We start from the raw sequence: 17,066 nt of genomic DNA on the forward strand, positions 1-17,066 counted from the left end.
GAGAAATGCGAAACGCTCTCTTTTTGACTATCTGCTATTTATTACCACAACAGTACTTCTTCTTTTGTTTATGTTTATATCCAATTATATTGCACTTATTGCTGAGGTAGAAGCAGGATTCCAGAGTATATCTTTACCATTGTTGATTTCAATTATTTTAATCATTCTTGTCTCTTATATACATAAATTTATGTTAAAACAACGCGCAAAAGAGTTTGCCAATTATATCCTTTTAGGGATGGAAAAAAAGAAACTGGTAAATATGTTTTTATGTGAATTTTGTATCATTGGATTTTTGTGTTTTATTGTCTGCAGTCTTTTAAGCTTTGTGATATGTTATATCATATCTGAAGTTTTATTATCAGCAGGCAGCGGCGGGCTTAATTTATCAATTTATTTTCAGTGCTTTGGATACACTTTCGCATATTTCAGTATCATAGAGCTGTTCTCAATGTATCGCATAAAAAGACGGATCTGCGCACTTGAGATTTCTGAGTTAATGGTTGAAAAAAAACGAAATCAACATTTAGGAGGGAAAAGGCAGTGTCTGGTATGGGGTATTATTTTTTTAATTAATATGCTGATACTCCTGTTGATCTTCAGTGGAGTCGTGTGCTTATCCAACGATATGATTATGGCGATTATGTCATTTGCTTTCCTGCCAATTATGTTAGCAATTTTTTCGTTCTATCAATGGATCTATCATTATTTATTTTTTGTGAGACAAAAACAACCACTACGTTTATTTCATAAAGAGAGACTTTATATGATTGCAAAAATGACTTGTGGTGCAAATACAAATTCCTCTTTAAATGGGATATATTGTATGTGCTTATTTTTATCTTCCATGTCATTCGTATTCGGCATATTTATGTTTCAATCAAAATTTTATCTTTTTAATGAAAGTAATCAACTTTGGATGGGCTTTCTGCAAATAATGATCAGCCTGATATTTATCGTGATATATTTTTCCATCTTATCCTTGCAGCAGGTCATTGCTGTTCAACTTCAGGTGAGCGAATTTAGAATATTACATTATTTAGGAAAAAGTAAAGAGCAGCTAAAAAGAATAATTATAAAACAAATATTAGTCAATTTGTTTTTTCCTACCGGTATGTGTTTTGTTATATTGGGGATAAGTGTGCCTTTTATAAACTATAAACTCAATCATATACTACCTTGGGAATTGAATAATTTTTGTATAAAAACGATTGGAATTTTTTTCTTGTGCTTTACAGTCTTATATCTTTTGTATTTTCTTATTGTGTATATTTTGAGTAAGAATATTGCTGAAATTCCAACAGATGGAAATTGATTTTTATCATTTCTCGAAGCGGATTGTAAACCAAGAAAAACCGCAGATTATATATCATTCACTCATTGATAAAAAAATATATTCTGCGGTTTTTACTTCTCTTAAACAACTTAATCGTTTCTTTCGTTTCTTGTCACAAGGTATCTAAGTTCTTTAACTTGGTAAATCAGTAGTCAATTTAATTAAAAACTCAAATTATGAATGATAAGACCGGAACAATTATCTGCATCTGTTTCTTATTAAAGTTTATTATAACTTATATTTACTTCTTATTTCAATTTTAATCTCTTCACAGCCGACCAGCTGCCATTCACCTTTTTCCCTTTTACCATTCGGTATCCACGCATTTTTACATAGTATGTCTTACCTTTTTTCAGATTTTTCCTGGTATATCTGGTGTTGTTCTTACTTACTGTTACCGTTTGATATCCCGATCCTTTTTTTGTGGAATACGCAATCTGGTAGCCGTCAGCTCCGCTGACTTTTTTCCAGGATATGCGCAGGCTGGTGGAGGATGCTTTCTTCAGAGTTAATGCAGGAGCTGCCACTTTGGTTTTCACACTTACAATATTGGAATATTGGGAATATAGTGTCTTGCTCTCTGCTTTTTTATAAGCTTTTACCTTATAATAGTAGGTGCGGTTAAATACACGTTTTTTGTCTTTAAAAGTTAATACCGACCCTGTAGTTACGGTTTTTATTTTGTTATATTTGCCTTTTTTAGATGTGGAACGGTAAATTACATAGCCATCTGCATCATTTACCTGATTCCATTTCACCTGGATGCTGTTATATCCGGCAGACTGTGCTTTAACCTTTGGTGCCTGTGGTGCCTTTACCGGAGTTGTTACTGGCGGTACGGATTTTTCCTGAATAAACAGGTCGGCTTTTGCCGTGAAGCCCTGATATACAATGGTCAGCGTAATTGTTCCGCCTTTCTGGGAATTAAAACCGCTCACCGTATAGTCGGATACCGTTTTTGTGGAACCATCACTATACAGGGCAGTTACCCATAGTGAGGACTTGTCAAATGCTTCACCGGCCATATAGATTGTTTTATTGACCCAGGCTGTTATATTTCTTAATTCAGGATCCGGCACAGGAGCAACGGTGACTTCTACGGTAAAGGACGCGGTTTTGCCCATATAGGTTACTTTGATTTCTTTCGTTCCGGCAGTACCAAAATCATATCCGCTTAAGGTATACTCCTCCTGAGTGAGCACTTTTTTATTCCCTTTTGTGTCTTCTGCAGTGACAATAAGTCCCGAAGGATCAAATCCATCTCCTACATAATAAGACATACGATCCGGCGTTTTGGTTATTTCAATACCTGCAATTGCCACAAGTTTTTTTGATGCATTTTGAAGACGGCTCTGTACTGCTTCCACACTCTCCTGACGCACCTGGTCTCTTTCCAGGATAAATGCTGCATTTTCCCAGGCGATCAAAAACTCGTTCCAATCCGCATCCGATGTGATCCCCTGCCCTGTCTCCTCTGCATAATTCTTATATTGATCATATAAATTTTTCAATTCATCCTTATGGACTGCTTTTTCTAATTTTTCAGCTGCTAATTCTAAATCGTAGAGTGCATCATACACATCTGACATGGTGATATCTTCAGAATCAATGATTCCCACCCCATATTCATAAGCCTTTGCAAATTCTGCCCAGGTATCCTGGGTATAGACATTTTCTTCAAGATCCTTGTATTTGTCCACTGCATCCTGTAATTCGGTAAAATCAACCTGATTCATAATATTAATGTAACTGATTACAGGTCCCCATACTGCATTTGCTGCACAGGATGTCTGGATTACCAGCTGCCCATTTTCATCCGGGGAAGCCTTTGCCTTAATTACATAGGGATTGTTGGAATCGTTGGAAGCCGTAAATCCATCTTCTATTACTTCATTATTAAATGTCAGTTTCATCGTTCTGGGATTCCCTGCATTTGTCCAGGATCCGGGCACATAATACCCTAATTCCACATCATATGTCACTCCTGTATCCAGGTCAAACTGATAAGCCACTCCTATATCGTCCACTTTCTGATCCTTCGCATAACGGAATGATTTGGATTTAGGAGATGCATCGGTTGCATTATCATTTTCACAGGGCCATGTCTTCGCGCCTGTCAGCCAATTAGGATAACGGTCATTATACACATAAGTATCCACTACTCCCCAGCTATAACCGCTTGCGGGATCTTCCCCATAGAACTGGTCAGTTACTGTATTTCTGGCACCAAAGCTGTCTCCCGGGCTGACGGTAGCCGGATCCACATCTCCTGCATTTACAGAATATACATACTCTACCTGTTTCTTCTGCGCCGAATATTCTTTTACTTCGTAATATGCCTCTACTTCCATATCTTGCTGCACATCCGGAATTCGTACAATACCTCCATCAGACGTTAACTGATCCATGATACTTACGCCGCCTGCAAACGCTTCTGTAAGGGAGCATCCCTGATCCGCTGAAAATGTCAGTAAAACAGCTCCCCCTTTTTCCACATTGGTTTTGTCAGCCTTCACCTGCCCGCCATCTGTGGACTTGGTGATAACTTTATAAGTACTGCTTTCTTCCACATCGGTATCACTGGTAACTTTGTAGAATTCAAACTTGTCAAAATTCGGGGTATAGTTCGTTAATACGCCATAATCTATGTTTTCCGGGCGGTGTTCCCACTTGCCGCTCTTCAATACCCCGTTGGTTACGACCTTCGAATTGTCATTGTAAATGCGTATTGTATTATCTCCGGCATTTAAGGTTAAATCCACTACCTGAGCACGGAATGTTTCATCACTATAGGTATTTCTAAACACAGTTTTAACCGGTTCACTTCCGTTAACTGAGAAGGATGCATAGCGCTCTGTCATCTGTGCATTGTAGTCATGTTTTCCAAACAGCTCTCCGCTGGATTGGTAAACTGCCATTTTATAGGAACCTTCTTCCGGCACGTTTACATGAATGACTAAACTGTTTTGATCAATATCTTCGCCCAGATCCTTTACTCGTCCCAATCCCAGGATTGTAAAATCAGGATCATCTTCCGGGATTAATTCCACGCTGTTTGCTGCTTTTATACCGCTTACATAACCGCTGCCTGAAGCAAATGCCTGTACATTTTGGCTGCCCCCTACAGATGCTTCTCCTGTCAGTTCTCCGGATTCAGCTTCCACTACGGATACCGGCTGGCTGTCCTTCCCAAGACTGACGCTCATGTAATCCAGCTTCACGTTTCCATCGCAGTCAATATCCACAATGTTAATTCCTTTTTCCAGGAATACGGTCTGATATGCTTTCGACCAGTTCTCTCCCGTTGCAGGAAGTGCTATGGAAGCACGGAGATTGTCCAGATTCACAGCGTCATTACCAATATAAAGATTTGCTGCTGCCTCCTGCTCTGCTTTATAATTCAGGGCAACAGTATACATGCCGTTATCCGGTACTACTACGTTAAAGCGAACACCTCCGCCCTCTGTAACTTTGCGGTCACCCAAACCTGTGATATATCCTGTCACGCCTTCTTTGACCGTTGTGAGGGTTGTTGCTGCTCCCAGAAGCTCATTGAACTCGCCAAGCTCTGCTTCATAAGTTGTATGATAATCCGTATCTTCTTCTTCTGTTCCCTCGTAAGTCAGATAAACACAATCGGGTGTAGCTTTACCCTGACTGTCTGTACCTGCAATTTTCAGAGTGTGGGAACCGGCTGTCAGTTTCAGATACGTGCTGTACATACCTCCCATCGACCAGTGAAGGGTATTGGGAAGCTCCATGGTAATTGGCTCGTTCCCGTCAACAGTAAGCGTCTGTATTGCTGTATATGGTGTGTTCTTATCGGGATTTCCTGTATTTACTCCTGTTGCCGCACAATAGACCATATCGTATTTATAGTAACCATCTTTTGGAACGGTAACATTTAAAGTGACGCTGTCGCTTGCCGTATCTACGTAATCCACTTTCTTTCTGTTGGAGCAGGCATAAAATTGATCTGCATTTCCCACCTTGGCATTTCCTCCCAGGCTGCCATCTTCTGCCTCATACAAAGCTTTCCAGGTACTTCCAAGAAGGCCTGCCGCTTCTTCATCCCCTGCCTGGGTTACGGTAATGCGGTAACCGCTCATAGAATTCATATCGCTCATGGGAACTGTAACCTTCCCGTTTTCTACAGTCAGAGCTCCTTCTTTTATGATTCGGGGCTCATCTGCAACACCATGAAAGCCAGTGTAATCCGTAGCTTCCACTTTTACATGAACCTTCGATGCTTCTCCAAAGGTCTGGGTAGTGCCTAATTGATCCAGAACAATGTTGGCATTTCCGCTTTTGCCGCCGAAAATAACATTTGCACTTTTTTTGTTTTCATCAATGGATGCCGCACCATAAAAATCTGATTTTTCTGCATTTGTTGTATTGACAGTCAGATAGCTGCCGGACATATCTCCATACCATTTATACAGCCACCATGCCCCGCTGCCTTCGTTATTATCTGCTGCAAGACCATTCAGGTTATTGGAGAAATGCCAGAAGGGAAGGCATCCCGCTACATCATAATCTTCAAACAGCCCAATCCACCGAACCAGATTTCCAGGTGATGCACATTCATAGCGGTCTGCATATTCATTGATTACGATTTCCCTGGGAGTGATATCCACGCCGTATTTTTCCTGGTTTTCCTGTGTCAGGTACTTTGCTTCTAAACTGCGGTAATGGTTAAATTCATTGCCAAAGCTATTAAACTGCCAGGTGGATAAATCATGCCAGGAAATAATCTCCGGCATACAGTTTTGCTCTACACAGAACTTTATATAACTGTCCATAATGGAATTATTATATGCTGCCAGGTTCAGACCCGCTGTCTTTGGTTCCGTTTCAATGCCGTTGTCCCGGTATACTTCTCTTAGCGCATCAACCATGTCTTTCCAGAACCAGAACATGCTGTTCCATCCGGTTACTTTGTTCCCTTTGTCATCCTGGTACTCGCCTACCCAGTTTTCCGAGGGTTCATTATACAATACATAAACTGCTTCATCCTGAATTCCCGCGTCAATACAAGCCTGCGCCTGCATTTTCAGAATCTTCATATAGTATTCGGTTCCGGTAAATTCATATCCCCAGAGTGCATAATAATCCGGCACATAGATCTGGATATGCTTACCGCCGGAATCCAGAAATGTCTTTGCCGTATCCAGAACATCGCCATTTGGATGCTGCATGCCGTAAGGTGCTTTCTGCACAGCCGTGTTCGCCTTTAGCGGAGTGATCATATTGGATGTTGGAACCTCATCGTCTCCCTGTCCATAGAGCCAGCCAGTTGCCCCATGCTTCAGCGCCCGCCCTGACGACGACATATCCACCGTCAGCGTGGGACTGTTTTCATTTCCTGCCGCCTGCGCCGTTAACGGCACCATGGGTACACCCGATGTTACAACCATAGCTGCTGCCAAAACTGCCGACAATAGTTTTTTTAATGCTTTCCTCTTCATTTTCTTCCTCCTTACAATTTGATAGCCTTATTTTATCAGCTGGAAAGAACGAATATGTAGGACAAAATTGAAAAATGTACTTGTACTTTCTTGTGAATATTTGGAAAATCAGGTGGAACACTATACAGGAACAGGAGGTGTCAGCATGACAGACACAGAATTAATACAGGCGTTTGAAAGCATAGTCAAACCCCTGAAAGAAAATATCGAAACGATAAAAGAACAGCTAACATCCATTGAGCGGACAGAAGAGCATTCAAAGGAGAGTATTGCAGGGCTGTCAGCGCATGTTTTAGAAATGCAGCAAAAATTGAATGAAAGTTACCATCAGGCGTAGAACGTGTTTGAAAAATACTTTCTGACAGCTGTGGGGTCCCGTTTGTGGGATGGATGTGCCAAATTCAGGAAGCGTAGGGGGCTGCGTGGAATGGATTTGGCACATTCAGGCTTCTGGCTAAATTATACCAACTGAATCTGACGCATTTACTAGCCGTCAGAACGCCGGAATTGTTTTCAGTCATTATTTACCAGAGCAAAAATTTTATGAAGAAAGATATGTCTGGGAAAATGTATGCGTTTCTTCATTTAAACAGTTGACAATCCTTATGCTTCATTTTTAAAATAAAGATTAAGTTATTTATAAAATATACATTCAGTCATTCACTAAAAAGGAATCCTGCGATAAACCTCACACAAAAAAGCAAGATTGATTAAAAATATACTTTTTATTTTTGGTATAATCTTAAATTATTGCAGCAGCAGAAAGGAGGAACTTCGCATGCAGAATAAAAGCATTGATAAAATTATATCCGCGATTGATTACATCGAAACACACCTGTCCGAAAAGATAGACCTTGATGTGGTTGCTAATGCTGTCCATTATTCAAAATATTATTTACACCGCACATTCACCCGCACTGTAGGAATTACCATACACGATTACATCCAGCGGAGAAAATTAACAGAAGCAGGGAAATTATTGGTCTTCTCTGATAAATCTATTCTGGAAATTGCATTGATTGCAGGTTACGAGAGCCAGCAGGCATTTACCAATATTTTTACGGCGATGTACAAACAGCCTCCTAACAAATTTCGGGAAAATGAAAAATTTTATCCGCTGCAATTAAAATTTGAATTCAAAGGGAGGTATCGCATGCTTCAAAATGATAAAAAACCGGCGTGGGAAGTTACATTCGCATCGGATAAGGACATTCCCTGCTGGATGGACCTGGTCCGGCTTGTGATTGATGGTTTTCCCCATCTGAATGAGGAAGAATATATTCAGGTACTAAAACACCGCATAGCAACAAAACAGGCATTGATTTTAAAAGACGGAACATTGGCTACCGGGATTATGATTTTTTCTTATCAGAACGGAAGCATTGATTTTATGGGAACACATCCTCTTTATCGCAAAAAAGGAATCCCCAGAGCATTCCTGGATAAAGTAATGCGCGAACTGCTTAAGGGAAAAGACATTAGCATTACCACTTACCGGGAGGGCGATAAAGCAGATACCGGACACCGCAGGGAAATTATGGAATTAGGTTTTGCAGAAGCAGAGTTATTGGTAGAATACGGCTATCCCACACAACGTTTTATCATGCCGGGGGAGGTTCGAAATGAAGAAGGATTTAATTAATGAAATTCCTTTTCCGGATGAAGTCACCCACCTGGCAGAAATCAACCGCAAACTGGATGCTGCTTTACAAGAAGCCGACTCAAAAGTAAACATGCTTGACAAGGACTATATGGATGCCAAACGCTACATGGCGGAAAACAGGGGCGAAATCGATCCCCATGAAATGTTCCAGAACGAACTTGCACTAAAACAAATTGATCACATTGGCGCATTTGCAGTGGGCATACGGGATAAAATTGTAAAGCTGAAAGAATCGCCTTATTTTGCCCGCATAGACTTCTGCCCTGGAGGAGACTCAAAAACAGATAAGTACTACATAGGAAGATTTACATTCAGCCATGAAAATAAACTGCTTGTTTTTGACTGGCGCGCTCCTGTTGCCAGCATGTTCTACGACTATGAAGTAGGTCCCGCGGGATTCGATGCACCATCCGGAAGAATCCAGGGACATTTGAGCCGTAAACGGCAGTTCAAAATCAAAAACGGCTTGATGGAATACGCTCTCGAAACCTCCGTCAATATTCAGGATAATATCTTACAGCGGGAGCTCAGCCACACCTCCGATGAAAAGATGAAATCCATCATTTCCACGATACAGAAAGAACAAAATCAGATCATCCGAAATGAAAATTCCGGAACACTGATCATTCAGGGAGTGGCAGGCTCCGGAAAAACATCCATTGCTCTGCACCGGATAGCCTTTTTACTCTACCGCTTAAAAGGCCGGCTGGCAGCCAAAAATATTACCATCTTATCTCCTAATAAAGTTTTCGGGGATTATATTTCAAGCGTCTTGCCGGAGCTTGGGGAGGAACCAATTTATGAATCCGGTTTTACAGAGATTGCAGAAATTCAGCTGGAAAAAGTTATCGGCTTTGAACCCGACAGAGATCCTCTGGCAGCAAATGACCCGGGATGGACGAAAAGAGTTCATTTTAAGTCAACCCTTGGGTTTGTCAGACTTATGGACCAATATATCCAACAGATGCATGACGGGATCTTCCAGTCCTCCGATTATACCTTTGGACCTTTTACTGCTGCAGCCCATTGGATAAAAGCCCGGTACAATGCCTATGGAAACATCCCTGTCAGAAAACGTCTTAAAATGATCGCCGAAGATATTCATGACCGCTTTGATACCGATAATCTCATGGAACATGACCTGCCAAAAGTCAGCTCCATCCTGAAAAGCCTGAACTCGATGCTGAAGATAAAGAATACACTTGCTCTATATCAGGCATTTTACAAACATCTGGGAATACCGGACATGTTTGTGTTGGCAGGAAAAAAAACCTTAGAATGGGCAGATGTATATCCTTTTTTATATCTCCACGCAGCATTTGAGGGCTTACGGGAAAGTAAAATAATCAAACACCTGGTTATTGATGAAATGCAGGATTACACGCCCATACAATATGCTGTCATAAACATGTTATTTCCGTGTCAGAAAACGATTCTGGGAGACTTTGGACAGTCGGTAAACCCTAATCATATGCATTCTTTAGAGGATATGAAAAATTTATACGAGGATGCCGAACTAATCGAACTAAATAAAAGTTACCGGTCTACCTATGAAATTATAACCTTTGCCAAACGCATACACCATGTGACATCCCTGGAACCTATGGAACGCCACGGTGATGTCCCTGGGATGATACCATGCAGCAGCAGTTCAAATGAAATCAAACGAATCCAAATGGAAATTGAACAGTTTCTGAAACGTGGGAATGCCTCTCTTGGAATCATAACCAAGTCAAATCAGGCAGCAAAAGTTCTCTATGACCAGCTTGCAGCAACTTGCCCTATTCATCTCATCACACCGGAAAGTACTAATTTTATAAATGGGGTATCCATCACCTCTATCCAGATGTCAAAAGGTCTGGAATTTGATGAAGTCATCATTCCCGAGGCAGACAGGAAAAACTATGCTACTGCATATGACAGAAACCTGCTTTATATTGCCTGCACGCGGGCGATGCACCGTTTGACGCTGATGTTTGTGGGGGAGATGACGGAATTGATTGGAAAAAGGGATGACCCGGTAATGTTTACAGATAATTAGAGATGAATTTTTATTATAATATAGTTTATATAAAGATAATTTTAAATTAAATAGCAGTAACCCACTTTACAAGCAAGCAAATTACTGCTATAATGTAGATAGCAGGAATCATAAGTAAAACTTATGTTTGCCCTCGGTGGAAATGATTATCCTAACCTTTGGGACGGAAGAGGATAATCATTTTTTATTGCTCAATTTTATCAATTGAACAATAAGAGTGATTAATGCTACAACAAATGTACCAAATAAAACCATTAAGGTCAATGCTTCGGATACTGTCATCAGGCTCACTCCCCTTTCCTATTTTTTATAGTTATGGAAGTTCACCTCCTCCTATGTATGAAGTAAGAGGGCAAACACTCGTAATTATCCTACGAATCTGTTATCTTAGATTATTTTATCATATTGTAATAATTTTGTCGATACAAAATGTAGTGCGAATATTTATTTTTACTTAGATCACATATTGTTTATTATTTTGACGCTATTTTTTAACTTTCACCAGACAGCTCTTTTTACAAAATGCAATTCCATATTTCATAATATTCTCATACCCTTCCTCAATTAATTCATCATCATAATGTTTTACTTCAATCTGATTCAGGGCTTCTTTGCACTTATCTTCCATTTTCCTTGGATTGGCAGTGCACTTTAATTCTATGATCACAGCTTTTTCATTAAAATCCGGATGACGAATGATAATATCACTGCGTCCATCTCCACTTTCCCTGTTTGATTTGACATAATAGTCACTCATTCCGGAAAGGCATCCTAACAGAAATCCATGATAAAAATTTTCATTATAATCTTCGTAAATGATTGTATCCCTCAACAACTGTTTTAATTCCTGTTCAACCTCTGCCTCGTCTGATCTGAGAATCGCCAAATATAAATCCTGTAAATTTCTGGATTGGATCATTTCCTGAAACCATCCCATTATCTTATGGCGGAAAATATAAGCTACTTCTTTATTTGGTATTTTCAATGTTATGAAGTGATCACCATTATCGTCAAATCTTTCACTTACCTTTTTCAGATAACCTGTAAAAAACATAAAATTCCAGAGGTTATCCATACTGTTGTAAATTTCATCATAAGTGACGTCTTCATGTACGGGCTTCTCTATTTCTTCTCCCTGCATTAACATCTCCAGATCGCTCTTTGTCTGGAGATCATTTGCCTTTTCTACCATTGTACGGACTATTGAATTGGAGCTGGTTGTTCCCCAGTAGGAAATGGGAAATCCATGCGATCCATAATAGCTGTCCTTTACATAACGCACGATACTCCAGGGATTATAGACTTCTGTGTTTCCAAACAGGTAACCGTCATACCAGTCTTTTATCACTTCCTTCTTTTCTTCCAAACCGTAGTACTTTAACATATCATCAATCTCTTCTTCTGTAAAACCAAAATGCTCTGAGTAATGCACACTTAGTATAGAAATGATTTCCAGATTATTTAAGCCTGTAAAAATGCTTTCTTTTGAAATGCGGAGACAGCCCGTCATTACGGCAAATTCCAGATATTTATTAGTTTTTAATGCCGATTCAAATAAGGATCGAACAAAAGAAACCATTTCGTCGTAAAATCCTCTGAAATATGCATTTTCCAATGGAACATCATATTCATCGATCAGTATGATTACCGGCGTCTGGTAATACTCATACAGACACTTGGATAAAAGCTGTATGGAATCCAGATAAACACCTGCATCACCTTCTACGTTAAATCAGAAAATATTTCTTTATTATTTTCTTCCGATATTTCGAAGAAATATTGTAACATGCTCATATTCAGGGTTTTACCGAATCTTCTTGGCCTTGTGAATAAGTTTACTTCACCTTTTAAGTCTATAAGTTCTTTAATAAGCAATGTTTTATCTACATAATAATATTCCTGTAAAATCATTTTTTTAAAGTCATCAATTCCAACCGGTAATTTTTTAAGTTCCAAATACCCACCTCATTTCTATCTAGCATTTTTATTTACAGTCATATTTAATTACAGTCATTATGACTTTTTTATAAATATCATATTCTTCTTAACATATGTTGCACTATTTTATTAATTATAAACATTATACCATTCACTAATCAATCTGAAAAGGAGACATCTGATTCTAATTTAAGCTACCTTTTAAACTATAATCCAACCTATAATCCACCCCATAATCTAACCTATAATATAACATATAATTTAATTAATATTTTAAGCTAAATTCAATACGCACTCTCCTCCCGCTCCCGATCTGCATATGCCAGCACTTCATCCAGGGTTATCTCGCCCTGTAGCCATAAAAGCTGCTGAGCCGCCAGATCATTCTGGAAGTACCAGACAAACTGAGAGTTGCCCAGGCTCACTTCTACGACCTGACCATTTTTCTCATATGTGTCTATGTCATCCTGTATTTTGCTGCGGCTGGCTGGCTCTATTCCTTTTACTACTGATGCTGTCTGGGTAAAATCCAGAATTTCCCGTTCCAGTTTTTCGCTTGTGAGCAAGGTATGGAAAATATCTGTGATCAGTTCACTATGCTTTGTCTTGGCGCTTTTCATAAAGGTCATATTGGTTTCCCTGATGAGCCTTGCATCTCCGTTCTCATTTGGAAACGGAAAGATACCAAGCTCCATGTTCTCATTATACTGGCTGGTAAACTGCATGGACCAGGATCCGGTCAGATACATGGCAGCCTGCCCATCTGTAAAACGGCTGTCACTTTCAAACTGATCGATCAAAAGGGCGTCCTGCCAGCTGGCATCCAGTATCATTTTGTTATAAGAAAGGCAGCTCCTGATTACCGGACTGTCCCCGAAGTTTACCTTACCCTGACGAAACTGGTCACCCCAGTCAGGGTTACTGCTGAATATTTCATTCATAAAAAACTGCATAGTCATATTCCCGACTTTCCAGCTCTCCCGGAAATGGCTGGCAAAAGGCGTAACTTCATTTTCTTTTAACACTTTAATAATGTGTTTCAGTTCTTTCTGCGTTGCCGGTACTTTCAGGTTATACTTTCTGAATATTTCTTTGTTATAAATTACTCCCTGATACCAGGCATTATATGGCATTCCATAGATGGCTCCATCGACGGTCACTGCTTTCAGCGCTTCATCCCGGATCTTATCTTTATAATCCCCCTGCAGCACAGCCAGATTGCCGGTGTGAGCATAAGCCTGCACGTCCTGGGCTTTTCCAATCATAATATCCGGAATGTCTCCCGCAGCAAATCTGCCCTGCATTTGGGAATTGAATTTCTCACCCCAATCCACACACTCCCACTGGAGTTTTACATTTGGAAACTTCTCGGCGAGAACTTCATCTATCATATCTTCTATACCGGCATCGGAAGTAGATTGTCCAGCCAGAACCGTCAACAAAATCCCCTCTTCATTCTGTTGGTATACCGGCAATTCTGCCTGGCTGCATCCTGCAAGAAATGTAAGGGCAGCCAGGCATAGTATAAGCTTAACAGCTCGTGATATTAAATTACTTTCCGCTAACAGTGTACCATAGATTGCGGTTGGGTTGTTTGTGCGTGCGTTGTTTGAGCGCGGGCTGTATCCTCTCATATTTCCCTCTGCCCGGTAACACCCGTTCTGTAATCTCTGGGACTTTTCCCCTCCACTTTCCGGAACACACGGCTGAAATAAGTATAATCATCGTATCCAACCATAAAAGCGATTTCGGTAAGGCTTACTTCTTTATTAGCCATAAATTCTTTTGCCTTTTCCACTCTCAGACGTGTGATATAAACCATGAGATTTTCCCCTGTTTCCTGCCGGAACATCTTGGAAAAATAAGAACTCTCTACATTATACTTCTGAGCGAGGGAGGAAAGGCATAATTCTTCGAAGTAATGACTGTCTATATACTGTACTGCCTGTTTTACTACGCCTCGTATAGACTCTGTTGCAATTTCCCCCTGATTGGTAACGGTAAATTCTATAATATCACAAAGCATCTCGCACAGTACATCTGCATCCAGAAGTTCGATCAACTTATCTGCCACATCGGTCATATTTTCCATATCCGCCAGTTTTTTAGGATTCCCCTGATCTGCGGTGTAATCCATAAAAATATTAAGGATTTTCTTGACTGTCTGCTTTACTTCCAGATACTCCCATTTATCTTGCTGGCATCTTCGCAATCCAATAGTATCAAAAATCAATTGTTTTAGTGCTGTCTTATTTCCGCTTTGCAAGAGGCTCTTAATCTGTTTTTCATACTCACTGCTCAACTGGTTATGTACCTTTTTCTGGTTTTCCGTTCTTCTGCCGGCAATCAGTATTTCATTTCTATTTTCATAAATCCTGGTCATAAACAGCGCCACTGTCTGAACATACGCCATATGTATGCTGTCCATGGTATAACTGTGCTCGCTGATGCAAACGGTCACAGGCGAATGGGCTTTTGGTGTAAGGTAAATGACAAGCTTTTCAGCTGCCTTTTTTAATTCTTCATTTTCAATTTCGGAAACTACAATAAATTCATTGGAGCGGAAAATATGGTTAAATACCATAGAACTCTCTTTGGAAACAATATTCTTTATTTCCTTTTTCACATGATAGGAAAGCTTATTCATATCATATTGATACTTCTTAGTCAACTCATTTAGGTTATGTATCTTAATCAACATCAGGCTTGCGCCTGCAAAATTTATTTCGCTGTTCATGGTAATGGTTGGGGTGAATGGCGTATCCTCCCGCTCCACCAAAAGGCTGAATTCACGATCCTGAATCAGAGATGCCGCTTTTAGAAGCTTCATCTGCCGCTCTTCTTCCTCCTGCTTTGCACACCTGCGGGTGCTGATAATTTCAAGCGCCTTAGACAGCGCATTTACCAGATCGATTTTGGTTACAGGCTTTACCAGATAGTTAATTGCCCCGGACATGAATGTATCCTTAACATATTGAAAATCATCATACCCACTTATGACGAAGGTAATAATGTCAGGGTATTTGTCTTTTATAATAGACAGAAGCTCTACTCCATTGATAAAAGGCATGTTTATATCGGTTATCAGTATATCCGGCTCTTCCAGTTGGATCTTATTTAACACATCTTCCCCATCTACTGCCGGTTCCATAAACTCTAAGGAATATTTCTCCCAACTTATCATATTCCTTATTTTCTCCCTTGTCCAATACTCATCATCTGCAATCAGGACTTTATAGGCTGCTGCATCCATGAACTGACCTCCTCCATTTTTACTCTTGGTATTTTCAGATATATTCTGGTTCCTTTTCCCACCTCACTTTCCACATGGATTCCATATTCCTTACCGTACAGCATTTTCATACGGGCATTAATATTATTTAATCCGATGGAACTTCCTTTTTCCACCAGGTTAATATCATTTTTCTCCAGAATCTCATTTACTTTTGCGGCATCCATCCCTACGCCGTTGTCCTGGACACTGATCCACAAATTTCCCTCCCGAACCTGAGCGCAGACTATAACCGCTTTCTCCCCCCTGGTATTGCGCAGTCCATGGTTTAAAGCATTCTCCACCAATGGCTGTATGGAAATCCTGGGAACTGTATCCTGCAGCACAGTTTCATCTATATCAAAGCTGTACTTCACATTATCCCGCATCCTCACATTCATAACATATATGTAATTTTTCAAATGCACAATCTCTTTTGCCACTGTAGAAAAGGGATTCTTCATATCCAGACTGTACCGGAAGATATTTGACAGGGACTGGCTGAGTCCGCTGACTTCGGGACAATTCTGAATCTGCGCAATACTGCTCATGGTATCCAGGGTATTGTACAGAAAATGCGGATTGATCTGTGCCTGAAGTGCCTTGTATTCCGCCCTGTTTAACAGCAGCTTCGTCTCATACTCCTGGCTGATCAGCACTTCCATCTGATCCAGCATTTCGTTAAAACTCTGTCCCAGAATCCCCACCTCATCTCTGTTCTGTATATCCACCCGCAAATGGGTTTCTCCACCTTTTATCCGTTCAATGGTCTGCATCAGCTTATCCAGCGGTTTTGTCAGTCCACGGGAAACCAGAATCGTCAATATGGCAGCAGCTAAAATCATAATCAATGCAATAAAAATCAGATTCTTAGTAAGTGCCCTCTGATTCTGCACCAGCAGTGACCTGGGCATCAGAGAATATGCATCCATATTATATTTCTTCTGGGGTACCTGGAAAAATACCCGCTTGGATGTAGTTAATAATTTAGCTACGTCTCCGGATGGGGCAGTCTGTATCTTGGAACTGATCTCCTTGTAATAATCCACATCCTTGCCTTCCAGGCTTCCAATACTCACAGCCGGTCTGTCTCCGGATGGCTGCAGCCACATGAACATGGTTTTATCCGTACTGTACTTTTCCATGATGGAACGGATTACTTTGCTGTCAATATCACAGACCGCATATCCGATTACATCATTTAAATTGCTGTTATTATAAATCTTCAGAACTAACCGGATGATATCCGTTTCCCGGTATTGGTTATAATAACTGGAGATCAGCATCGTTGTATCATCGGACTCCACGTAATCTTTCACTGCGTTTGCATTCTGATTCTCCGAATCTTT

At 40.2% G+C, this 17,066-nt stretch carries 11 protein-coding genes; 4 read left to right on the forward strand and 7 right to left on the reverse strand.

All coding sequences use genetic code 11. From position 1 onward, the window contains the following. On the forward strand, positions 1 to 1,315 hold a 1,315-nt coding region (locus tag ACH2DQ_RS03110), incomplete at its 5' end, for an FtsX-like permease family protein (protein WP_395025540.1). A 269-nt stretch (positions 1,316 to 1,584) separates the two neighbouring features. Here the strand turns inward: ACH2DQ_RS03110 and ACH2DQ_RS03115 are convergent. After that, positions 1,585 to 6,804 (reverse strand): bacterial Ig-like domain-containing protein, encoded by a 5,220-nt coding sequence (locus ACH2DQ_RS03115; protein WP_394910664.1) that lies wholly within the window; start codon positions 6,802 to 6,804, stop codon positions 1,585 to 1,587. Between the two features lie 145 nt (positions 6,805 to 6,949). Here ACH2DQ_RS03115 and ACH2DQ_RS03120 point away from each other — a divergent pair, with 145 nt between their 5' ends. The 3 genes from ACH2DQ_RS03120 to ACH2DQ_RS03130 all read left to right on the forward strand — a co-directional run bounded on the left by ACH2DQ_RS03120 (position 6,950) and on the right by ACH2DQ_RS03130 (position 10,508). After that, positions 6,950 to 7,141, forward strand: a complete 192-nt coding sequence (locus ACH2DQ_RS03120) for a hypothetical protein (protein ID WP_394910665.1) — start codon at positions 6,950 to 6,952, stop codon at positions 7,139 to 7,141. 441 nt (positions 7,142 to 7,582) lie between these two features. Next, positions 7,583 to 8,446 (forward strand): helix-turn-helix domain-containing protein, encoded by an 864-nt coding sequence (locus tag ACH2DQ_RS03125; RefSeq protein ID WP_394910666.1) that lies wholly within the window; start codon positions 7,583 to 7,585, stop codon positions 8,444 to 8,446. Further along, complete coding sequence (locus ACH2DQ_RS03130) at positions 8,427 to 10,508, forward strand: HelD family protein (protein ID WP_394910667.1); 2,082 nt, start codon at positions 8,427 to 8,429, stop codon at positions 10,506 to 10,508. The genes ACH2DQ_RS03125 and ACH2DQ_RS03130 overlap by 20 nt, the downstream gene beginning before the upstream one ends. Before the next feature lie 177 nt (positions 10,509 to 10,685). Here ACH2DQ_RS03130 and ACH2DQ_RS03135 read toward each other — a convergent pair whose 3' ends face one another. From ACH2DQ_RS03135 to ACH2DQ_RS03160, 6 genes are all read right to left on the reverse strand, one after another. After that, entirely contained in the window at positions 10,686 to 10,790 is a 105-nt protein-coding gene (locus ACH2DQ_RS03135) for a putative holin-like toxin (protein ID WP_394910668.1), read from the reverse strand. 202 nt (positions 10,791 to 10,992) lie between these two features. Next, complete coding sequence (locus ACH2DQ_RS03140) at positions 10,993 to 12,210, reverse strand: AAA family ATPase (RefSeq protein WP_394910847.1); 1,218 nt, start codon at positions 12,208 to 12,210, stop codon at positions 10,993 to 10,995. 20 nt (positions 12,211 to 12,230) lie between these two features. After that, positions 12,231 to 12,464 (reverse strand): AAA family ATPase, encoded by a 234-nt coding sequence (locus ACH2DQ_RS03145; RefSeq protein ID WP_394910669.1) that lies wholly within the window; start codon positions 12,462 to 12,464, stop codon positions 12,231 to 12,233. A gap of 266 nt (positions 12,465 to 12,730) precedes the next feature. Continuing rightward, the gene (locus tag ACH2DQ_RS03150) at positions 12,731 to 14,080 is read right to left on the reverse strand and encodes an ABC transporter substrate-binding protein (protein WP_394910670.1); all 1,350 of its coding nucleotides are present in this window, start codon (positions 14,078 to 14,080) and stop codon (positions 12,731 to 12,733) included. Next, entirely contained in the window at positions 14,077 to 15,699 is a 1,623-nt protein-coding gene (locus ACH2DQ_RS03155; RefSeq protein ID WP_394910671.1) for a helix-turn-helix domain-containing protein, read from the reverse strand. Before ACH2DQ_RS03155 ends, ACH2DQ_RS03150 begins: the two co-directional genes overlap by 4 nt. Further along, on the reverse strand, positions 15,672 to 17,066 hold a 1,395-nt coding region (locus ACH2DQ_RS03160; protein ID WP_395025545.1), incomplete at its 5' end, for a sensor histidine kinase. The genes ACH2DQ_RS03160 and ACH2DQ_RS03155, both read right to left, overlap by 28 nt.

The sequence above is a fragment of the Robinsoniella sp. genome, assembly GCF_034124845.1.